Annotated in this window: 30 protein-coding genes, 2 tRNA genes and 1 pseudogene; 20 read left to right on the top strand and 13 right to left on the bottom strand. The window is 39.2% G+C overall.

The window, feature by feature from the left end; all coding sequences use genetic code 11:
* The first annotated feature begins 484 nt into the window (after positions 1-484).
* From J7R07_RS04410 to J7R07_RS04420, 3 genes are all read left to right on the top strand, one after another.
* Positions 485-561, top strand: a tRNA-Pro gene (locus J7R07_RS04410).
* 90 nt (positions 562-651) lie between these two features.
* Positions 652-957 (top strand): ETC complex I subunit, encoded by a 306-nt coding sequence (locus J7R07_RS04415; protein WP_208435733.1) that lies wholly within the window; start codon positions 652-654, stop codon positions 955-957.
* Positions 958-993: 36 nt separating this feature from the next.
* Positions 994-1070 (top strand) — tRNA-Arg (locus J7R07_RS04420).
* Positions 1071-1147: 77 nt separating this feature from the next.
* Here the strand turns inward: J7R07_RS04420 and J7R07_RS04425 are convergent.
* From J7R07_RS04425 to J7R07_RS04460, 8 genes are all read right to left on the bottom strand, one after another.
* Positions 1148-2191, bottom strand: a complete 1044-nt coding sequence (locus J7R07_RS04425) for a tyrosine-type recombinase/integrase (RefSeq protein ID WP_007346783.1) — start codon at positions 2189-2191, stop codon at positions 1148-1150.
* Positions 2192-2193: 2 nt separating this feature from the next.
* Positions 2194-2442, bottom strand: a complete 249-nt coding sequence (locus tag J7R07_RS04430; protein ID WP_007346782.1) for a hypothetical protein — start codon at positions 2440-2442, stop codon at positions 2194-2196.
* Between the two features lie 111 nt (positions 2443-2553).
* Positions 2554-3177 carry a lambda exonuclease family protein gene (locus J7R07_RS04435; protein WP_208435734.1) on the bottom strand — a complete coding sequence of 208 codons (624 nt, stop codon included), beginning with the start codon at positions 3175-3177 and terminating at the stop codon, positions 2554-2556.
* A gap of 1 nt (position 3178) precedes the next feature.
* Positions 3179-3985, bottom strand: a complete 807-nt coding sequence (locus J7R07_RS04440) for an ERF family protein (protein ID WP_208435735.1) — start codon at positions 3983-3985, stop codon at positions 3179-3181.
* Positions 3986-4057: 72 nt separating this feature from the next.
* Positions 4058-4558 (bottom strand): LbetaH domain-containing protein, encoded by a 501-nt coding sequence (locus J7R07_RS04445; protein WP_208435736.1) that lies wholly within the window; start codon positions 4556-4558, stop codon positions 4058-4060.
* 14 nt (positions 4559-4572) lie between these two features.
* On the bottom strand, positions 4573-5304 hold the full coding sequence (locus J7R07_RS04450; RefSeq protein ID WP_208435737.1) for a Rha family transcriptional regulator: 732 nt from the start codon (positions 5302-5304) through the stop codon (positions 4573-4575).
* A 59-nt stretch (positions 5305-5363) separates the two neighbouring features.
* Positions 5364-5738 (bottom strand): hypothetical protein, encoded by a 375-nt coding sequence (locus tag J7R07_RS04455; RefSeq protein ID WP_208435738.1) that lies wholly within the window; start codon positions 5736-5738, stop codon positions 5364-5366.
* Between the two features lie 240 nt (positions 5739-5978).
* On the bottom strand, positions 5979-6332 hold the full coding sequence (locus J7R07_RS04460) for a helix-turn-helix domain-containing protein (RefSeq protein WP_208435739.1): 354 nt from the start codon (positions 6330-6332) through the stop codon (positions 5979-5981).
* A gap of 87 nt (positions 6333-6419) precedes the next feature.
* On the opposite strand from J7R07_RS04460, the gene J7R07_RS04465 reads away from it, so the two are divergent.
* Together J7R07_RS04465 and J7R07_RS04470 are read left to right on the top strand one after the other, a co-directional pair.
* Positions 6420-6686: a helix-turn-helix domain-containing protein gene (locus J7R07_RS04465; protein WP_208435740.1), complete on the top strand. Its 267-nt coding sequence runs from the start codon at positions 6420-6422 to the stop codon at positions 6684-6686.
* The gene (locus J7R07_RS04470) at positions 6670-7035 is read left to right on the top strand and encodes a hypothetical protein (RefSeq protein ID WP_246464854.1); all 366 of its coding nucleotides are present in this window, start codon (positions 6670-6672) and stop codon (positions 7033-7035) included. Before J7R07_RS04465 ends, J7R07_RS04470 begins: the two co-directional genes overlap by 17 nt.
* A 91-nt stretch (positions 7036-7126) precedes the next feature.
* Here the strand turns inward: J7R07_RS04470 and J7R07_RS04475 are convergent, their stop codons facing one another.
* Complete coding sequence (locus J7R07_RS04475; RefSeq protein ID WP_208435741.1) at positions 7127-7723, bottom strand: hypothetical protein; 597 nt, start codon at positions 7721-7723, stop codon at positions 7127-7129.
* A 68-nt stretch (positions 7724-7791) separates the two neighbouring features.
* On the opposite strand from J7R07_RS04475, the gene J7R07_RS04480 reads away from it, so the two are divergent.
* The 4 genes from J7R07_RS04480 to J7R07_RS04495 all read left to right on the top strand — a co-directional run bounded on the left by J7R07_RS04480 (position 7792) and on the right by J7R07_RS04495 (position 10405).
* Entirely contained in the window at positions 7792-8259 is a 468-nt protein-coding gene (locus J7R07_RS04480) for a crossover junction endodeoxyribonuclease RuvC (protein ID WP_208435742.1), read from the top strand.
* Positions 8252-9397 carry a YdaU family protein gene (locus tag J7R07_RS04485; RefSeq protein ID WP_208435743.1) on the top strand — a complete coding sequence of 382 codons (1146 nt, stop codon included), beginning with the start codon at positions 8252-8254 and terminating at the stop codon, positions 9395-9397. Before J7R07_RS04480 ends, J7R07_RS04485 begins: the two co-directional genes overlap by 8 nt.
* The gene (locus J7R07_RS04490) at positions 9381-9767 is read left to right on the top strand and encodes a hypothetical protein (protein WP_208435744.1); all 387 of its coding nucleotides are present in this window, start codon (positions 9381-9383) and stop codon (positions 9765-9767) included. The genes J7R07_RS04485 and J7R07_RS04490 overlap by 17 nt, the downstream gene beginning before the upstream one ends.
* A gap of 182 nt (positions 9768-9949) precedes the next feature.
* Positions 9950-10405, top strand: coding sequence for a hypothetical protein (locus J7R07_RS04495; RefSeq protein ID WP_208435745.1), 456 nt, complete (start codon positions 9950-9952; stop codon positions 10403-10405).
* 43 nt (positions 10406-10448) lie between these two features.
* Here the strand turns inward: J7R07_RS04495 and J7R07_RS04500 are convergent, their stop codons facing one another.
* Entirely contained in the window at positions 10449-10754 is a 306-nt protein-coding gene (locus tag J7R07_RS04500; RefSeq protein ID WP_208435746.1) for a BrnA antitoxin family protein, read from the bottom strand.
* A gap of 20 nt (positions 10755-10774) precedes the next feature.
* Positions 10775-10951, bottom strand: a complete 177-nt coding sequence (locus tag J7R07_RS04505; protein WP_007346769.1) for a BrnT family toxin — start codon at positions 10949-10951, stop codon at positions 10775-10777.
* 215 nt (positions 10952-11166) lie between these two features.
* Here J7R07_RS04505 and ssb point away from each other — a divergent pair, with 215 nt between their 5' ends.
* The 6 genes and pseudogenes from ssb to J7R07_RS04535 all read left to right on the top strand — a co-directional run bounded on the left by ssb (position 11167) and on the right by J7R07_RS04535 (position 13488).
* Entirely contained in the window at positions 11167-11613 is a 447-nt protein-coding gene (gene ssb / locus J7R07_RS04510; RefSeq protein ID WP_007346768.1) for a single-stranded DNA-binding protein, read from the top strand.
* A 53-nt stretch (positions 11614-11666) separates the two neighbouring features.
* Positions 11667-12167, top strand: coding sequence for a hypothetical protein (locus J7R07_RS04515; RefSeq protein ID WP_007346767.1), 501 nt, complete (start codon positions 11667-11669; stop codon positions 12165-12167).
* Between the two features lie 52 nt (positions 12168-12219).
* Positions 12220-12477 carry an AbrB/MazE/SpoVT family DNA-binding domain-containing protein gene (locus tag J7R07_RS04520; RefSeq protein WP_007346766.1) on the top strand — a complete coding sequence of 86 codons (258 nt, stop codon included), beginning with the start codon at positions 12220-12222 and terminating at the stop codon, positions 12475-12477.
* Complete coding sequence (locus tag J7R07_RS04525) at positions 12474-12800, top strand: type II toxin-antitoxin system PemK/MazF family toxin (RefSeq protein ID WP_007346765.1); 327 nt, start codon at positions 12474-12476, stop codon at positions 12798-12800. Before J7R07_RS04520 ends, J7R07_RS04525 begins: the two co-directional genes overlap by 4 nt.
* A 210-nt stretch (positions 12801-13010) precedes the next feature.
* Positions 13011-13238 carry a type II toxin-antitoxin system RelB family antitoxin gene (gene relB, locus J7R07_RS04530; RefSeq protein ID WP_007346764.1) on the top strand — a complete coding sequence of 76 codons (228 nt, stop codon included), beginning with the start codon at positions 13011-13013 and terminating at the stop codon, positions 13236-13238.
* Positions 13222-13488, top strand: a pseudogene (locus J7R07_RS04535) (type II toxin-antitoxin system RelE family toxin). Before relB ends, J7R07_RS04535 begins: the two are co-directional and overlap by 17 nt.
* Positions 13489-13517: 29 nt before the next feature.
* Here the strand turns inward: J7R07_RS04535 and J7R07_RS04540 are convergent.
* Complete coding sequence (locus J7R07_RS04540) at positions 13518-13952, bottom strand: hypothetical protein (RefSeq protein ID WP_007346762.1); 435 nt, start codon at positions 13950-13952, stop codon at positions 13518-13520.
* A 72-nt stretch (positions 13953-14024) separates the two neighbouring features.
* Complete coding sequence (locus J7R07_RS04545; RefSeq protein WP_007346761.1) at positions 14025-14498, bottom strand: hypothetical protein; 474 nt, start codon at positions 14496-14498, stop codon at positions 14025-14027.
* Positions 14499-14806: 308 nt separating this feature from the next.
* Between J7R07_RS04545 and J7R07_RS04550 the strand changes: the two genes are divergently transcribed.
* The 5 genes from J7R07_RS04550 to J7R07_RS04570 all read left to right on the top strand — a co-directional run bounded on the left by J7R07_RS04550 (position 14807) and on the right by J7R07_RS04570 (position 20631).
* Positions 14807-15133 carry a hypothetical protein gene (locus J7R07_RS04550; RefSeq protein ID WP_007346760.1) on the top strand — a complete coding sequence of 109 codons (327 nt, stop codon included), beginning with the start codon at positions 14807-14809 and terminating at the stop codon, positions 15131-15133.
* Positions 15114-16439: a PBSX family phage terminase large subunit gene (locus tag J7R07_RS04555; protein WP_007346759.1), complete on the top strand. Its 1326-nt coding sequence runs from the start codon at positions 15114-15116 to the stop codon at positions 16437-16439. The genes J7R07_RS04550 and J7R07_RS04555 overlap by 20 nt, the downstream gene beginning before the upstream one ends.
* Positions 16424-18478 carry a portal protein gene (locus J7R07_RS04560; protein ID WP_007346758.1) on the top strand — a complete coding sequence of 685 codons (2055 nt, stop codon included), beginning with the start codon at positions 16424-16426 and terminating at the stop codon, positions 18476-18478. Before J7R07_RS04555 ends, J7R07_RS04560 begins: the two co-directional genes overlap by 16 nt.
* Positions 18479-18494: 16 nt before the next feature.
* Positions 18495-19391, top strand: coding sequence for a hypothetical protein (locus J7R07_RS04565; RefSeq protein ID WP_007346757.1), 897 nt, complete (start codon positions 18495-18497; stop codon positions 19389-19391).
* A 97-nt stretch (positions 19392-19488) separates the two neighbouring features.
* Entirely contained in the window at positions 19489-20631 is a 1143-nt protein-coding gene (locus J7R07_RS04570) for a N4-gp56 family major capsid protein (RefSeq protein WP_007346756.1), read from the top strand.
* Position 20632 lies beyond the last annotated feature (1 nt).

Consider the following 20632-nt stretch of genomic DNA (forward strand, 5'->3'; position numbering starts at 1 on the left):
TTTATCGAGAAAAGTGTTTGTTTTTTAGTTTCTGCATTGGTGTTGTAGGAGAGAATAGAATTTTTATAAATGAGAGTGATTGGGAGGAGGGGATGGCAGAGTATCAAATTAGTTTTCTCATGAATGCGTATTAGATTTTATATAAAAAGTGAGGGTGTTGATGCTTTGTAGTATTAAGAAACTTTTTGTGATGATTGGAATATTTTTGTCGTAAAAATTATATTTTCTCGATATTTTTAGTATTATGGAAGTTTTCTCGAAGCAATATGAGAATTGTAGTATTTTATTAGAGGAATTCATTGCTTATTAATGTGGGGGTGTTTTTTTGTTATTTTTGTCAATGAGATGTGCTAGTTAGTGGAAAAAAGAATTGAAAATTTTTTTTCTTGTAAAGAAATGCAAGAAAATTTAAAAAAAATGTGTTTTCCTCTTGCACTTCTGTTGTGAAAATTTTAGGGAATGTGCATCAAGTAAATGTAAACGGCGGAGCGTAGCGCAGCCTGGTAGCGCACCTGATTTGGGATCAGGGGGTCGTAGGTTCGAATCCTATCGCTCCGACCATATTGTTTTTTTGTGAAAGAATCGCCCAATTGGATGCGTGTGGTGAGAAATTGTCATTCAAGCGTTCTTGTGGTCTGAAGGAAGCTAATCATGGTCGCGCGTATTTATAGTCCTGCAAAGACAGCTATGCAATCAGGTAGGAGAAATACTGGTTTTTGGATTCTACAATATGAGCCATTACAGGCAAAAATGCTTGAGCCTCTTATGGGATATACAGCAACATCTGATATGAGTAGTCAAATAAAAATTCAGTTTAATAAGCAGGAAGAGGCAATTGCCTTTGCTCGTAAGAATGCTATTCCTTATCGTGTAGAGAAAATACATAAGTCGATTCGACGTGTCGTTTCTTATTCTGATAATTTTCGCAGTGATAGACAGCAACCTTGGACGCATTGAGTTAAGGATGTTCTTTTGAATTGAGAAAAATCACTTGGTCCCGTAGCTCAGCTGGATAGAGCAACGGCCTTCTAAGCCGTGGGTCACAGGTTCGAATCCTGTCGGGATCGCCAAGTTTAAATAAAATCAATAGGTTATATAAAAGTTCGGGCATTTTGAGTCTATTGATTCTTTTGACTTATTTTTATGTCTATCCCGAACCTTTTTGTAGCTTTTTTATTGCTTCTATTGCTAATCGTTTTCTATCTGCTGTTTTAGTATAAAGGGATGCCATTTTATCTTCTGTCCAGCCAAAAAGCGCTTTCATTTGGGAAACTGTAGCACCAGCATTGGCGGCGCGTGTTGCTGCTAATTTTCGCAAGCCGTGAGCCGATTTTTTAATTCCTGCTGCATTACATGCTTCACGAAACAGATTCCCAAAACTTTCTTTTACGAGCTTATTTCCACCTTTTCCGCAAATGAATGTTTCATCACCTACGGGACCAATTTTAAGAGTTTCTGCGAGTTCAGGCAAAATAGGGAGAAAAACATCTGTTTTAAATTGGCTCTTTTCTGTTTTGAGATGAATGATATTATCTTTTACATCTTTCCAACCGATACGAACGGCATCTCCACGGCGCAAGCCCGTATAAAGAAGCACATCAACCCATACGCGTTCATGGGTACCAATAGCCCATTGTTTATAATATTTATCGATATCCTCTTCTAGCCATGGCGCTAATCCTTCGCTGTTAAGAGATTTTGGCGCTTTTATATTAAAAGCAGGATTTCTGTTTAAAAGAGCATTATCAACCGCCCAATTAAAGAGACCGTTTAAAGAAGTCAAAAAATGTTTTGCTGCTGCGGGAGTCTCACGTCTTCTATCTACGGCATCAAGAATATGATGTTTTCCTATGCTTTTATATGCGCGTTCACCGATATGTTTAGAAACATTGTTCAGAATTCTATACTTAACTTTTTTAGTAGATTCTGATTGATTATGCCATTGCATGCTTTGTAAATATTGATGCAACAACCAATCGAAAGAGCCCTCTACAAGTCTGGTTTGTTTTCTTTTCTTGGAGGTGCCATTTTGCGCTTGCTTAAGAGCAAGCGTATAATTATCGACAAACTCTTGCGTTCCATAGGTTCCTTCAATCCGAAATCGTGGTCCGTGACCAATACGTACATACCATATGATTTTACCATGGCGTGTGCGTTCACAAACAAGATATGGTGGACGACGTTTTGGCATGGCTAAAACTTTATACCGTCGACAGAACGACAAGTTTTGCTGGTATCGTAGTCTTCTTGTTCATTTTCAAGCGGTGGAAAATCATCAATGCTATAAGTATTATCTGTCGTTCTGGGTGTTACGATTTTATTGATATGAATTAATAATTCACCAGTAGGCTTGATTTCTACAACCTCTGCTCCTTGCTTTTTAGCTTCTCGTAAAGCACGTGCAATGGCTGGTTGCGTGATAGTAGGTGGACGGTGTGCCATATCTGTTCCCCTTGATTTTAGATGTAATTCACATGTGGCGTGAAACACGCATGTTCTGAAAGTTGTGGTAAGAGGGTGGGGGTGCTGGGAGGAGAGAGCACCCCCATAACGTCAAGCGGCTTTTGTCAAAATCTTTTGCATCTCTTGTTCTATTTCTGCTAAAAAAGCTTCGACCGCTTGATTAATCTGTTCAATGTGTTCTTCATCACGGTGAATGCGTTTGATTTTCATGCGCAAGTATGTTGATTGCCTCGTGAAACGCGGGTCGTAACTGATAAAATCACACCATTTTCGCCCCGTACAAGCCATTTGGAATTGCATTTGCGCACGATATTCAGGCTTTATATTGTCATCTATAAAGAAGCGTAAATGGTTTGGGGATTGTGGGCATTTGACTTCAACTAAACCGTCATCACCAACAAACCCATCAGGACTAGCACCAGCCATTTTGATTGTGGGGTGTTGGATAAAACCACACCCTATGATCTCTGTATCATAAATGAATGCATATTCTTTTAGGGCATCTTCTTCATGTTCAATGCCCCATTGCATAGCAGGCGTTGTATAAAATTGGCTTACTTCTTCTGTTAAACGCTCTGTAATGAGTTTAATTTTATAGTCTTCATATTTGTTTGTAGGGGTTCCCTTGGCTGTTTTACTGAGTACGTTATAAATGTTTGAAGCGGTGACTTTTCCTAAACGGGCTTGAAACCACTCTGCTGTTCTTTGTTCCATCTCACACCGCCGTTTGTTGTTGTGTTGGTGCATATTCAATATCTTGTATAGGTGCGTCTATTTGCTTTTGTTGAGCTTCTTCCATTTGCTTTCGTTGCTTTTTTTTCAAAGAAAACAAAGCGGTTTGTGCTTGTTTAAAAGACATATCTTTTAGCTTTTTTACCCCTATGAAAGAGAGAAGCCTACTTTCTTCAGATTGTGTTTTTGTAATTAATTCTTTGATTTCATTCATCTGTTCAGGAGAGATACCTGCAAGAAGCGTTATTCCATCTGTATCGTCTTCTTTTCTTGCAACATTAAGAAGCATGCCTAAGAGATATCGACGTGCGTAGCTTATCGTAGAACCAACCGCTTGTACGTTGTTTTTACTTCCAGTAGCGTCAACAGGAAATTTTCCTTGTGTTGATATTTCATTGCCAGATATATGCTTTAAAGTCATTTCTACAGTTATGTCATTTGAACTCTGCTCTTTGATACGAGAGAATAAAGCAAAGTGATGTTTTGCAAGAGGTTCTTTGATTGCATCAATGTATTTATCAAGCGTTGTATAGGTGCTTTTAGTATGTGTATTAAGGGCGTTTTGTTCGATATTTTTATATTCCGTTTGCATAGCAGAAAGATCACGAACAAAGTTTTGGCGCTCTTGTCGTTCTATCTCCTTTTCTCGTAATTCGAGAAGGCTCTTGAGACGATCCAGATCAACATCATTGTCTAAAGCCCTTTCTAAAATAAGCTCCATAGCTGTAGATTTGACTTCACAATCGTTTGTTTTGTTTACTTCTGTTAAGTTCGTGTTTAGTTCATTCATTTTGCTTTCCTCCATTGAAGACGCAACTCACCCGTGGCGTGAATCACGCATGTGTTAAAAGTTGGTTTGTTTTTAAATTTTTATGTCTTGAGGAATTCTCGTGTTTCCGCGAATATTAGCTAATCCACAAACCTCGGCATTTTGAGAAATCTTAACTTCATCATAAATACGAGCATTCTCATAAACTTTTGCATCTCCAAAAATCTCAACATTTCCCACGAAACAGCCCGATATAATAGCATTATCATAAATTTTTACATTGTTATAAATGCGAGCAGGACCCATAATATAGGTATTTCCAAAAACCTCTGCATTGTCATAAACACGTGCATTGCCATAAACCTTAGCATTCTCATAAATCTTGGCATTGCCGTAAACATATCCAGTTGCACAGGGTATATATGAACCACCTACCCAACAATTGCCCTCATGGCTTAGGTTGTCTTCATGTTCTATAAATCCACCTAGATCTCCTTTTTTAACATCTCCAAAGTCTCTTAAAGCTCGGATACGGTGAAGAGTTACCCCTTTAAACTCAGCTGTCTCACCAGTAAATTCGTATTTCTTTTCCATAAAATGATTGCCTCTTAATGCATGCTTTGTCGTTTAAGTTCTTGAGACAACACACCAATGCCTTTTGCTGTGATTTTTGCGCAAGGAATGACTTTTTCTATTCCACATGCAGTTTGAAGCGTGATGGTTGGACAATCCATAAGTTGCTTTTGGATTTTGTCTTGATACGGTAGCAAATTTCCACCCGCTGCACGTCTGTAAATCCACCCTTTTTTCTGTAAGAATTGAATGAATTGTTTTGGTTGCATCTCGAGTATTTTAGCGGCTTCTGTAAGACCAAAGAGTCCATCATGGCGCTGTAAGCTTTCAAGAGCCATGGCTTTTGGTGTTAAATCTTCAATGATGGTGTCTTTTTGATCTATTTGACCTTGTAGGTAATTCAAAAAACCAATCATAGCCTTTGGACTTGAATAGTCGATTTGTGGTGTTACTGCTTGCTTTTCCAATTCTTGCCAACGATCAATTATTTTTGCTCGTAAGGCAGTGCTGTAACCAGATACGAGAATTAAGCATTCACGTTTGGGGAGGTTATAACAAGGGCGGCTTTCACCTTTGCCATCAAGATAATAACCACTAAAATCAACCCCCCCAAATTTGGGGGCGTTAAGTTCTTCAAGCATTTTCTTGATATCACGCATAACATGGTCATGTCTTTTACCGCATAACTCTGCAATTTCACGACTAGACATCGTTTGAACGGTTTCGTGTTTGATTGTATTGTGCTGGATAGCAATAGGCTTTTCCATGACAGACCTCATACTGGTGGGATTGAAAGGGGCGTCTTTTAAAAACGCCCTTAAGAATTTTAAAGCACATCACAAGGACGCAAACGGTGCTGCTGTTCATAGGTCCCGTAGACCTCATCATTATATTTTTCTTTTGCCAAATCATCTAAAAGGTCATGGTAAGCACTACTTTCACGTACAAAGTAATGAACCTCACTATCTTCATCGAGATGTTCAATATTTTCTTCTACATATGCGTCTGCAATTTCTTCAGAAATATCTTCGCAACTTTTTTCAGAAGGATTTATGCGAAAGATTTGGATTGCATCATCTGCCTCGTCAACAATGCTTAGAATTTGGCTTGCATCAAGTGGTCCGGACTCTGCAATGTGTTGATCTTTATCGTAGGCAACTAATAAAATTTCATTGGAATTAATAAGAATTGGCTTATCCATAATTTCTCCTCCCTAACGCCCCTTGGCAATTGTTTGTTCGTGGTTGATGAGATATTTATAATACGCATAATGCATACATGTCAATAATAAAATATGCATTATGTATATTTTTTATTTAAATGACAATTTTCTAAGAAAGGGGAAAGGAAATGGTTATGAAGATAATAAAAGATGATATGGAATTAGATAATAAAATAATACAGCTAATTTCTACATTTAGCCATGAAAGAAAAAAAGCTTTTATTTTTTTTCTTCTGCATGCAGGCGATTTAAAAGATGAAGAATTGTTTCTTTATCTGGTTGAGTTGTTTTTTGTAGCAGATCAATAATTTGCTCATCAATAGTTTGTTTTGTAGCGGGGATTGGAAAGGAGGGTCCCTCTCCCTCTCCGGTTAATAACCATCCTTCACTAACTCTAAATGCCTTTGCATATTTTGCAGATGCGCGCGATATTCCTCTTAATCCTTGTTCGTGTTGTATATAGCTAGAGTAATTCCAGCCAAAATATCTAGCTGCTTCTTTAGCGCTTCTAAAACCACGTGCTAAACGGGCTTTTATTAATCTAGCAGATTGGTCTATCGTGTTACTAAGCATTTTGTCTCCTTTAATATACTCATATTGCATAAAATTAGTATGCATTTCGACTTGACATTAAAGTACTCATAATGCATATTTATGTTTATGGGCAAAACAACAGTAAAACAGTTACGTAAAAATCTGAATTTAACTCTAAAAGAAATGGCGGTACTGTTGGGTGTTAACAAATCAACAGTATGGCGTTGGGAAAAATATGGTGTTCCTTCAAGAGGGGCAGTTGCATATCTTTTGGAAGCGTTATGGAACGAACAATCCCATTCAACATCTTCTTTTGTCAACGGTTTCAGTTTGAATGAAAAATCGTATGAACAAAATGAAATGTGGCAATCTCAATATGAAGAAAGGAAATAAAATGGATTACGGTTTAGCAGCGATTATTATGCTTTTTACGACCAATGTAATCACGATTTTTTGTTTTTATGTCTCTCATAAAAAAATGCAAAGCTCTACAAAGGTATTGCAAAGACCATATTACACTTTTCACATTTTGAAAGATTCAATAAAAGAAATGGATTTTCCAGACGGCAGCACAATTGTTTTTAGCGATTCTGATTGGAATTTTTCTCTTGATGCAAATGATAATTTGATAGCTCAAAGCACTTTAGGACCTTCATTGTCCATCAGGGCATATAGTGACGCATATGGTTTTAAAAAGTATCTTATAGATAATTTTCAGAAATATAATCGGTCTATACATTGAATGCAACGAGATAAGATAGAGAAACTACCCGCTCATAAGAGAAAGAAAGTAAGTGACATTTGATTACTTTTAGTTCCGTGAAATTAGAGTATTAGTCATCACAAAAGGAACCAAGATAAAAATTAGGTTTGAGTGTTTTGGTCGGATAATTTGGAGAAGTATGTTCTACAATGATATTTATAGGCTGTATTTCAGATGGATTGCGCATTGCAAAAATGAGTAAAAGTGTTAGTTCGCTTTTACTTCCAATACTAAATAGATCATACCATTCATTTTGGATTGGGTTGAGTTTAGGGGTTATCAAGTTGACGTGGTTTTCTTGCGTTTTAATGAAGATGTCTTCTGTTTGTTTTTGCAATTCTAGGTTGGATTTAGGATATGAGACATGAACAAATTGAAAGGGGCTCTTTTTATCTATCCATATATGATTCAGTCTAATCATCTGTTTTGTAGGGTTATAGAAAGTTACTTGTAAATGAACCAACGATGCTGTGATTATATTAAATCCTCCTTTCTTTGATGGAATAACACTATCACCTCTTGGTTGGGAAATAGATTTCAGTTCTAATTTGGGTCCTAGTTTTCGTTCTTCCTGTTCTTTGTACTTAGTGTAAATTGAAAAAATTGTATGTGCGAAATTAATAAGAACAGAAGAAATAGAAAACAATTTAGACACTACTTGAGGCATTTTCCCCCCATTTCGAAAATAATTACCGTTGAACGGCTTTGTAAAAATAATTTTTAATGGAATAGCAAATGACTAACACGATTCTCTGTCTTGATCTAGGCACTAAGACTGGCTGGGCGCTTCGTGATGCAGATGGTTTTATCACAAGTGATACAGAACATTTTCAATCACGCCGTTTTGAAGGCGGTGGTATGCGTTACTTGCGCTTTAAGAAATGGCTTTCTGAACTAAAGAGGTCTGTTGATGAAATTGATGCGGTGTATTTTGAAGAGGTACGCCGGCATGTGGGTACAGACGCTTCTCATGTTTATGGGGGCTTTCTAGCAACATTAACGGCGTGGTGTGAACACCATCAGATACCCTATGAGGGCATTCCCGTTGGTACCATTAAAAAAGCAATGACAGGAAAAGGGAATGCCTCAAAAGAAGAAATGATTAAGGCAATGTGTGCAAAAGGTCACGCGCCTAAAGACGACAACGAAGCAGATGCTTTGGCAATTTTATATTTAAAAAAAGAAGGGGGTACGCATGTCTAATGCAATGCCATGGGTAAGATTTTATTTGTATGACTGGATAAGTGGTACAAATGGAATGACATCTGAACAACGGGGGGTTTATATAACCCTTCTCGTTTGCATGTATGAAAAAAAAGAACCACTTAAAACAGATTTTCAAACGCTTGCACGTGTTTGTCATTGTTCGCAAAAAAAATTTACAGCTATTGTCGAATATCTCATGAGGAATGATAAACTTGTTGAGATAGATAATGGTTTGTGGAATACGCGCGTTGAAGAAGAGCTAAACGATTTTGCTGATAAAAAAGAGCATATATCACAAGTTCGTAGTGAAGCTGGAAAAAAAGGTGCACAAGCAAAAAACAATATAAAACAACATGTTAATAATTTTGCTGAAGCAAATGACAAGCAAAACACTTTTTTTGCTGAAGCAAACGACAAGCAAAATCTAGCTATAAAGAACCAGAATAAGAATAATATATATAAAAAAAATAACACTATCGTGTTATCAAAAAAAGAAACTGAATTTGAAGATTCAGAAATCACTGGTTTGGTTGAAGAGCCAATCGAGGTTGATGCGATTGAAAGCCAATCAGATCAAATCGAAACGGGTGTAGAAAACCAATCTCCCATTCACGAGCAGACAAGCATTCCGAAAAAAGCCAAGCGGTCTAAAGCTAATCGGGGCTGTCGATTGCCAGATGATTTCGAACCCGATTACGATTTTGCAATCGAAGCGGGATTGCCTCCAGAGCGTGTGAAAGTCGAAATCGCAAAGTTTCGAGATTATTGGCGTTCAAAAGCCGGAGCTAATGCAACCAAAGTCGATTGGCAAGCAACATGGCGTAACTGGGTGAGAAATGCTGTCGAGGATTTAGAAAAAACAAAAAACACGAATAACAGTGGTGGAAGCAATGGAAACTTTTCAAAAGATCAAAAAACTTGTGGTGGTACCGGAGAGACAATCCGTAACCTTATCCGTAGAGCAGGATTTAGTGAATCCGCTTCAAAACAGTGCAGATCAGATGGCGCAATGCGTAACAAGGGATTATCCTTGGACCTTGATCAGTGGCGTGAAATTGACACCATCCCTAGAGGAACAAGCTTTGGAAGCTTATCAGACTGTTCAAAACTTACTTACCTTGAAAGCATCTGTTGAAGATATTGCAGAGGCTCTTGATGTGCTTGAAGGCGGTTTGACAATGCAAAAAGTTTCAAATCCAGAGGCACGTGCAAAGGCTTATATCGCGGCTCTTAACGGCATCTCACTCTGGTCTTTGTTGCAAGCTGTTAAAAATCTTATCCGTGGAGAAGCCAAAGGTCTATCAACAACCTTTGTCCCCTCTTGTGCTGATCTGGCGCGGTATTGCAGTGCTTTAGAAAGCAGGCTTTATGGGGCTGCTGAGAAGGTTTTTATCGCTGTTGAAAATACGCGTAACCTAGCCTTAGGGGGCAAGCGCATTTCATTCATGAGGATAGGCAAGCCTAGAGAAGTGTGTCATGACCGTGGCAGTTCCAAAGCAGCTTAAAAACAGCAAAATAGTGAAAAGTGCTGATGGTTTTGTGATTAGACATGCGTTTAAATCGTCAAAAAGGTACCGTACAACGCGATTTAAAGATTTTATGATGGTAAAACACCGTAATATAAAACGCTCTGTACGATCAAATTTGAGGTAAATTGACTTATCGGTAAAAAAAATGGAATTAAAACATGGAAATTTTAAAACAACTGTTCTTAACACAACGTAAAAAACCAATGCAAAAAAAGTTTATCGCAACGGCTGTTGGGTATGTTCCCTGGGGAGACGGAGCGGCAGAGTATTTTTACAACCTCTACGAATATGAAGACGGCACAAGAGAGTGTGAAAAGTTTGACGGTGGTCAGTATTACACCATACCCAAAAAGGCAGATTTTAGCACCAAAGCGCAAGTAAAAGCATGGGTTTATGGGGGTGCTGTTCCTAAAAGCGTATTGAGTTATGAAGCGTTGATAGACAGTGCAAATAAGAAGAGAGCAAGGCGTGGTCAAGATACACTGATTTGTGAGATTACAGATGATGGTGAGAAGTGTTATTCACAAGCTTACGATATAGATAGAGAGTTAGAAAAAGCGCTTGATATTCAATTGAGTAGATACAAAAGAAGCAAACAAACTATAAAGCCTTAACCAAAGAAGCAAACCCTTCCTTGCTTTTTAGCGAAGGGAGTGATCAACGCATTGAACGAAGCATAGCATCACGTAAACTGGCGTTAATCCGCGTCTGGTAGCCTTTTCCTTGACTCTTAAGCCATGCTAGTACGTCTGAATCTACACGCACTGTTGTGACAGTTTTCGTTGGTTTATAGAATGGATTGCGAACAGCGTTTTTCCAGAATGCATCATCTAACGTTGGAATATCACTATGATCAATTGCACTGTCTGGCATTGCCGCTAGTTCATCAATTTCGCCCCTTTGTTTATCTGTCAAAGGTGATAAATGGCCTATGTCCATCTCATAACGAATTTTCTTCTTCATAACATTTCCTCTCTTTCAAGTTAGCGCGCCGCGCTGAAATAATACGGATGACCCCTATATTCTCCGTTTTCGATACGGTCTTGTTTAACCATAGCGAATGGGTCGGCAAAAACACGTGCAGCTATTTCAAAACTTACACGGTGTTTTCTAAGATTACTTTTCGCTTTAGCTTCATCCCATTCAAATCTTATTTTCATATCTTATGTTAATACATTTATGTATGTATATCAAAAGTTTTAAATACAAGACTGAAGTAACTATATAACGCGTCTTCTTGATGAATAATTTATTAAATAAAATTATAAAGTAATGCTTTAAAAAATTGTTATTAATTAACTGAAATAATTGAAAAATAATAAAATTGTGCTAAGATTTTTCACATATTTAAATACAAACTTAAGGTAACTAAAACATGCTGAATAAAGTGATGTTAATTGGCTATTTAGGGGATGATCCCGAAAGTAAAACGATGACTTCTGGAGTAGAAATAGTCAATTTTCGTATGGCAACTTCTGAAAGCTATACTGATAAAAAGACTAATCAAAAAATAGATAAAACGGAATGGCATTCCATTGTGGTTTTCAATCCACATTTGGCAAAAATAGCACTTCAGTATCTCAGTAAAGGTTCAAAGGTTTACATAGAAGGTAAATTACAAACCCGTAAATGGCAAGATAAAAACGGTCATGATCGTTACACAACAGAGATTGTCTTGTCACAATATAAAGGCGAGTTGTATTTGCTTGATGCAAAGAGAGAGCAATCTGCACACTCCTCACCCACTACTTCTCAAAGTTATGCTATCGCTTCAGGTGCTGATGATTATGGCATATCTGCTCATGACAGCATGCCATTTTGATTAAAAAATAGAGCAAAAATAAGAATGTGGATTTCCACAGATAAGGGGGATGTATGAGAAAGAAAGATGCCTACATTTCACAAGTGAAAGTACGTCAAGATCCTCTTAATCAACTGGCAATTGAAATGCGTGCTAAACGCTTTGGTTTGACTATAGAAGAGGCTAAAAGTCCGCTTGCTGGGTCTTATGTTGGGCGGCTATGTTTGCAAGGCGTGCTTACTCAAGATCAGTATGATGCTGCGCAAAAATATCTTGAAGTGAGAAATGACTATTCGTGTGCAAAAGGTTTGCCAAGCGCTGTTTATGATGAAATGCCATCATCTTCTGATGACAAAGCAAGAAAGAAATGGGTTGAACGTGCAACAGAACAGTTTTGTAGCATGCAAGAGGTAATCAAAGAAACACAATGCCTCTATAAACAGTATAATCTTTATGCAGCTCTACAATATCTTGTTAGTGAGGATCAAACATTACCACATCTTATAAATTCATTGCAGATCGCTCTGAATGCGCTTCATAGACATTTTACGCAAAAGCGCAAAAAAGACTATTGAATAGTAGGCTTTAGAGTGTTATATTTTTATATAATACTGAAGGGAGCGTTTTATGCACACAACAAAATTACGTAAAGTTGGAGGATCAGTGATGCTCTCCATCCCACCTGCATTGCTTGAAGTTCTTCACTTGACTGAAAATACCGAAGTTGGTTTGGCTATTGATAATGGTCGTCTTGTCGTGGAACCATCAGTCCAGCCGCGATACACGATGGCTGAGTTATTAGCTGCCTCCGATTATTCGCAACCACAATCACCTGAAGACCGTGAGTGGGTTGATTCCTCTGCTGTAGGGGGCGAGCTTATATGAGGCGTGGTGATATCTATATGGTAGATTTGGAACCAATCCAAGGACGAGAGCAGCGTGGGTATCGTCCTGTCGTCATTGTTTCTCCTGATGATTTTAATCAAGCAACAGGTTTACCAGTTATTTTGCCGATCACAAGCGGTGGAAATTTTGTTCGCCGTATTGGATTTGCAGTGCCGCTTACGGGTACAAGAACGAGGGGTGTTATTCGTTGCGATCAGCCTCGTGTTCTCGATTTGGTGGTGCGCAATGGGCGTAAAGTAGAAAGTTTGCCAACAGCTATTATGAATGAAGTATTAGCGAAGGTTGTCACGATCTTTAGTTGATCAATTATATGTAGGATCCAGTCTTTCAGATAAGATATTACCACATGTTGTAAGTTCATTACGGATTGTTCTGAATGCTCTACAGAAATATTTTGACAAAAAACTAAATGGTAAATGTTTTATGCTGTTTCTTTCGCTTTGACGTGAAACGTTTTTCTGTACAATTCGTTGTATTTGTATTACAATGAATACAAAGGTGGGGACTGCGTTATGACGATATCTATTCGGTTGCCAAGTGATCTCGAAACACGTTTGAATAATTTAGCTGCTAAGACAGGACGTACAAAGTCTTTTTATTTACGCGAGATTATTGAACGTGGAATAGAGGAAGCGGAGGATTATTATTTAGCTTCACAAGTAAGAGAGCGTGTTCGAAGGGGAGAGGGTACTTTTTATAGCTCTGAAGAGGTGAGGAAAGAGCTTGGCTTGGACGATTAGATATGAAAAAAAGCTCTTAGTTTTTTAAAAAAATGCGATAAAAAAGAAGCACGGAGGATTGTTGATTTTTTAGATCAATACGTTGCTCCTCTTGAAGATGTGCGTGTAATAGGTAAGCCCTTAAAAGGACAATTATCAGGTTTATGGAGATATCGTGTAGGAGATTACAGGATTTTGTGAACTCTATGATAAGGAGCTTGTCGTATTAGTTTTGGCTGTTGGACATAGAAAAAATATATATAAAGGTTAAGGTAAATCTTTTATAAAATATTTTGGTTCTTAATCAAGGACTAAAAGGAGTAATACCGCGCAACTAATTAGAGCGGTTGTTAATAAAAAGAAATAAGCAGGAATTTTCAATTTAAAACGCCAAAGTAAGTTAATGATGATGGACATTATACTAATAAATATGAGTACTGCTATTACAACTATGAAATCATCAAATGTTATGCGCCTCTGAGGTTTTTCATAATCAGAAACAGTAGAAAACGAAATGTTATATTGATTAATTCCACTATCTGACAAAATCTTTTTTGGGTGGTGTTCTACTACATATTGCTTTTGTAAAACTTTAATTCTTTCATATAAACTTTGATAAATATTAGCAGACTGATAATGAATAGGGAGTTCACTATTGGCATAATCAGAAAGAAAAAGCCCACTGATTACTATGATTAATAAGTAACTTATTTTTTTTGCTGATAAATAATTCATTATTTCTTTTATGGCTGGAGTTTAAGTATATATTAAAGATTAAGGGAAAATGCTTAGTAAATATTTTGATCGTTAGACAATTTTCCAAATAAATTTGATCAATGCTATAAACGCTATAAGACAAATTAATATCAGTGCTATAATCGCTACGATCCCTATAATTTCATCTAAATTTTGTATTATAGCAATAAAAATTAACACTCCTAAAAATGCTATTCCTAATACAGGATAAAATACAAAGGCTGCTGCCATAGCTGTATAGCATCCTGTTTGGAATTGGAGGGACAAGAGCTCATAAAATGCGCTGTCAATATTTTCATCTTTTAAACTTAGCTTTTTTTCTCTTGCACATGCACTTAGTATCAAAAAATACGATACAAATGCTACAAATATTGGTACGGCTAATTTTTCTACTTGTTGGTCATCTAATCCGAAGGGATTAAAAGCAAGTATCATAAGACTAATTATAGCAAAGAACGGTAAAAATAGAATTAGTGTAAATGTCTTTTTAATTCTATATGAAACTTCTTTTCTGAAAAATAACATTATTCCCCCCACTTTTGCTAATCAATAATTTAGTGCTTCCATATAATTGATTCGTTTAGAGGATACAATTGTGAGTGGTTGGTTGTTAAAGACACTATATTTAGGTAATAAAATAAAAAAATATACAATATCGTGATTTTTTTTGTTGACATGATGTGAATAATAGTGTTTTATGACGCTGCTGTACTGGTCGAATTGCGTCTAAAATTACAGCAGAGAATTTTTCATTAACTCCTTTTATTAAATTGACATGATGATTTAGAGCCCTGCGTTTTGTGGGGTTTTTTGTTATTTGGAGAAAGTATTGGATGACAGCAGAAAATACAAAGCAGGCGTCACAATCCAAAAAAACGCCACCCAATGCTGGAAAAGGGCGAATAAAAGGCGTGCCAAATAAAACAACGAGCCTCTTAAAAGAGTCAGTCATTGAAGCGGCTGAACGAGCAGGCAGTAAATATGGTAAAGAGGGTTTGATCTCTTATCTTGAAAAGCAAGCACTTAAATGTCCTGCTGCTTATTTAGGTTTGCTTGGTAAGGTGTTGCCTTTGCAAGTGACAGGCGAGGATGGGGGCGCCATTAAGATGATAGGGCGTGTAGAAATAGCGCCTTTGGTTCATGACAACGAGACAGATTAAGATTGTACCAAAACTTATCCCTCTTTTTGCAGGGGATGCTTTGGTACGGGCGGCTTGGGGTGGACGAGGGTCTGGGAAGACAAGATCCTTTGCCTTGATGGCTGCTTTAAAAGGCTATCAATTTGGTCTGCAGGGGATATCAGGGACTATCCTTTGTGCACGGCAATTTCAAAATTCGCTTGCAGAAAGTTCATTAGAAGAGATTAAGCGCGTCATTGAAGCCCATGATTTTTTAAGGGACTATTACAAAGTTGGAGAGGCTTCGATTAAATCAAATGATGGTCGTATAGCTTTTCAGTTTTCTGGTCTGGACCGTAATATTGCTAGTATCAAATCCATGGGGCGCATTTTGCTTTGTTGGGTTGATGAGGCAGAGCCCGTTACAGAGACCGCTTGGCAGACGCTTATTCCAACGTTACGAGAAGAGGGAGAGGGGTGGCGTGCAGAGTTATGGGTGACATGGAACCCGTTACGAGAGAATGCACCGGTTGAAAGGCGGTTTCGTTTTTCAGACAATGAAGCCATTAAGCGTGTAGAGATCAATTGGTTAGACAATCCGAAGTTTCCCAAGATCTTGAATGAAGCGCGGCTTGATGATTTGAGAAACCGTCCAGAGACTTATAAGCATATATGGGAAGGGGCTTATCTTACCGCGGTTCAAGGTGCTTACTATCAGAGGGAAATGTTGGCAGCGGAGCAAGAGGGTCGGATAGGGCGTGTTGCGCGTGATCCTTTAATGCAGATACGCGCCTTTTGGGATATTGGGGGTACGGGTGCTAAGGCAGATGCGACAGCGATATGGATAGCGCAATTTGTAGGTAGAGAGATCAGAGTGCTTGATTATTACGAAGCGCAAGGGCAGCCGTTATCCGAACATATCGGTTGGTTGCGTCAAAATGGCTATGAGAAGGCACTAATGGTTCTCCCTCATGATGGTGCGACCAGAGACCGTGTGCACAATGTGAGTTTTGAGAGCGCTTTAAATGATGCGGGTTTTGAAACGCAAGTCATTCCTAATCAAGGGGCTGGTGCTGTCAAAATGCGTATCGAGGCAGTGCGACGGATTTTGCCTTCAGTATGGTTTAATGAAGAGACGACCGTAGCGGGTCGTAAGGCACTGAATTGGTACCATGAGAAATGGGATGAGAAGCGGGGTATTGGTTTGGGAGCAGAACATGATTGGTCCAGTCATGGTGCGGATGCCTTTGGATTGATGTGCATTGTTTATGAAGCACCACGCATTAAACCGCAACAAGAACGTTATCGCGCTATAGAAAGAGAAGCGGCATCATGGATGGCATTCTAAGTTATAATTCTAAAAAAACGGCAGATTTTGATGAAGATGAACTCTATAGGCGCTTAAAATCTTGGTATAAGGAAGATGTTGAACACGTCAATGAATGGCGTGAACAAGCGCGTGAAGATTTTGATTTTTATAATGGTCGTCAATGGGCTGAGGAAGATCTTGCGGTTTTGAAGGCACAACGCCGCCCTGTTATGACCTTTAATCGTATTGCACCCCTTGTCAACGCAATTGTTGGGGCAGAGCGTAATAACAAGCGTGAAGTGCAGTTTCAACCAAGGCAAGCAGGAGCCGCAATATCTAATGAATTGCTCACTGGAGCAGCAGAATGGTTTCGTGATGAGGCAGAGGCGGAATATGCCGATTCCGATGCTTTTCAAGATATGGTCATTTGCGGCATGGGCTGGACAGATACACGGCTTGATTATGAAATAGATCCTGAAGGAATTCCTGCTATTCAACGCTTAGATCCACTGAAAATGGTTTGGGATGCCAATGCTGTAAGACCCAATCTCATTGATGCGCAGCGTATGTGGTATGTTGATCGTAAACCCATTGAGGATGCTAAAAGTCTTTTTCCTGATGTAGCAGTTGAAGATCTCCATGCTGATTGGGCAACAGATAATACAACCGCTTGTGAGGAATATCATGTCTCACTCGATGCTTATAATGATCATGCCAATGCAGATTCTTTCTCACAGTCGGCTTCTGAAAAACGCTATGTTACGCTGGTTGAATGCCGTTGGTTTGAATATGAAGCTTATTACAAGGCACCTGATCTTCAAACTGGACAGATGCGCAGTTATAGTAAACAAGAGTTTGAACAGCTTCAAAGGGTTTCACCACAACTACAAGGGGTGCGTTTTAATAAAAAGGTGGTCAAGCGCGCTTTTCTGGGACGGCGTCTTTTAGCAAAGCCCGATAAACCCTTAGCACCAGATGGACAGCTTGGCTGGGAATGTATCACAGGCACACTGGATAAGCTTAAAAACCAGTTTTACGGGATTGTTCGCCCCGCAAAAGATCCGCAAAAATGGTCGAATAAATATTTTAGCCAAGTCATGTATATTTTAAACAGCCAAGCCAAAGGTGGTTTGATGGCAGAGCGTGACGCTTTTGATGATGAGCGCCAAGCATTAGAAAATTGGACACGAACCGATACGATTACGTGGGTTAAAAATGGGGCGCTTACAGGAGGAAAAATCCAACCAAAGCCAAGTGCACAGTTCCCTAATGGCTTCTTTCAGTTGTTTAATGAATCGCGTGAAGCGATAACACATGTCACAGGACTGTCGGCAGAGTTTATAGGCACAAGAGAGGTTAATCAAGCGAATGTATTGGAAAATACACGCCGGCAATCAACGCTTAATTTGCTTGCAGGTTTATTTGATAATCTTAAGCTCTATCGATGTCGACAGGGAAAGATTATCCTTTATCTGATTCAAAACTATCTTTCCGATGGGCGTTTGGTTCGGATTTCTGGACCAGAAAATGCACAGTATGTTCCCTTAACACGTGAAGCTGTCACAACGCTTGAATACGACATTATTGTTGATGATTCACCAACAAGCCCCAATGAAAAAGAGAGAACTTTTGCGGCAATTACGCAAATGTTGCCGTTGCTTGGTGGTTTCTTAACACCGGAGATGATTCCAGATCTTTTAAAGCTTTCTCCACTACCGGCAACATTGGTGGCAAATTTAACGGCAAAAGCACAGCAGGCACAACAAGAACAACAGCAGCAGCAAATGATGCAACAAAACCAAGGAGCACAATTAACTCCAGAGCAACAAGCAAAGATTGCTGCTCTCCAGCAAGAAGCACAAGCAAAGGGCACACTTTATCAACTTGATGCACAACAAAAGCAGGTAGCGTTGCAGCAGAAAAATATTGAACTTTTCTTGAAACAAGAACAAGCCCGCATGCAGCTAGAACTTCAACAGGCAAAAAATGAGATAGCGCAGCGCGACCTAGAGCGAAAGGCGTATCGAGCGCAGTTGGAACAGTATCGAGCAACAACAGCAAGAGCGCAAATCTATTAAAGGAGCAAAAGAGAATATGGAAGAAGAGTTTACACCTGAAGAACAAGCAATTTATGACGAACATTTTGCCAGTGATCATGCTGTTGAGTTAGTCGAGCCTGAGCAAGTTGAAGAGGTGTTTGAAGCAGAAGAAAGTTCTGAACAGCCCCCTGTCGAACCGGTTGGCGAAGAGCCCCATTCTGGTGTGATAGAGCAAGAACGACAAGCACGCCAAAAGGCAGAGCAAAAGGCTATGGAAGCGCGTGAACTTGCCATTGAGTTTGCGCAAAAATATGCACAAATGCAAGAAGAAGCGGTAAGACGCCGCGATGAAAATATCCCTACCCTAGAAGATGATCCAAAAGCACATGTTGCATGGCTTAGTCATAAAGTACAGGAACAACAGAAATTGCTTGATGAGTTTTCTCGCATAAGAGAAAGCCAAGAACGTTTGATCCAAGAGGAATATGAACGGCAGAAATTAGGGGATTATTTTGAGGAAGCCAAAGCGCAGGTACAAGATAAATATCCCGATTTAGACAGTATCACCGATTATCTCTATGAAAGGGCAGATAGTGTCTTACAAGCGCAGGCAGATCTTTATCCACAATGGAAAGATCCCGCAGCACGGCAACAGCAAATTGGTGCTGAATTGCGTCAAATATGTCAGCAGTGTCAGAAAGCCGGTATAAACCCAATAGAGGTGCTGGTGCAAAAAGCAAAGGCTTTTGGCTATAGTGGAGCACCAATAAAGGATGAAGTGGAACCCCTTCAAGAGCGCTCTCAAGCAGCGCGGACACTTACAGCGCGCAGTGGACAAGTTCCAACAGGTGGTATGGATGTGAGAACACTCTTTTCCATGCCAGAAGCTGAATTTGCTGTATGGGTGGAGAAAAATCCCGAAAAATTTGAACAAATTATGAGCAGAGCGTGAGATGTGCGTGGTGGCGCAACAGAGATAACCAAGTGATTGTTATCGTTTGGTTATGCCGCAAGGCGAGTTTTAAAAACCAAGAAAGGCATTAATTAAAATGGCAGTAACAGAAGTAAAGCTCAATGACCCATTAGCCGTTGGCGTTTGGGCTAAGATGCTAAACACAGAAACTTCAAAAGCGTTGCCCATTGCACCGCTGATGGGAAAAGGCAAAAACAGCATTATTCAAGTATTGGATATGCTAGGAAAATCCGCTGGTGACTCTGTGACGAGCGGATTAAGAGTCCAACTTATGGGGGATGGCGTTAGCGAGGGACAAACACTGGAGGGGAATGAAGAAGCACTCCAATTTATGAATGAAACGGTGCGTATTAACGAGCTTTCTCATGCTGTACGCGTAAAATATGAAGGCACCATTGATCAACAACGTGTCTTATTTAATTTACGAACAGAAGCAAAGGATGGACTTGTTGATTGGTATGCAGATCGCTTAAGTTTGATGTTCTTCATTCAGGCAGCAGGTTATACAGCACCATGGATTCACTTTGAAGGACGCACCATAACCCTTAAACCCGTACATTATGGTTTTAATGCTCCATTAGAGCCAAGCAAATTGCGCATTATTCGCCCAGCTAAGAAAAAGACAGATGAAGAACTTACAAAAGAGGATGTTTTTACATTAGATCTTATAGATCAAGCTGTTGAACGTGCTAAACTTGCTAATCCACGTTTGCGCCCTGTTCGTGTTGATGGAAAATCTGCTTATGTGATGTATCTCCACCCAACACAAGTGACCCAATTACGGACCAATACCAAGAGCGGGCAGTGGTTAGACATTACCAAAGCAGCTTATGATGGTTCACGGTCTCAGAACCCAATTTTTGATGGCTCTTTGGGGATGTATAACGGTGTCATCTTACGTGAAGCTGAACATGTTCCCAATGGTATCAATTCAAAGACACAAGAGCCTATAACATCTGTTCGCCGTGCTGTGTTGCTTGGTGCGCAAAGCGTTATCATGGCTTATGGGCGCGTTGGTAATGGAGCTACAGGAGGCGATGGGAAAGGGGGAACACGCTATAAACTTGTTGAAGAACTGTTTGATTATCAACGTGAATTTGGGGTTGCCGCAAAAACCATTATCGGCATGAAAAAGTCACGCTATACCTTGCCGCATTCTGATCAAGGGGGACAAGACTTTGGCACGATTGTTATCCCTTCTTTTGCTGAAGCAGGCTAAT

This window comes from Bartonella phoceensis (genome assembly GCF_902825145.1).
Lineage (GTDB): Bacteria > Pseudomonadota > Alphaproteobacteria > Rhizobiales > Rhizobiaceae > Bartonella > Bartonella phoceensis.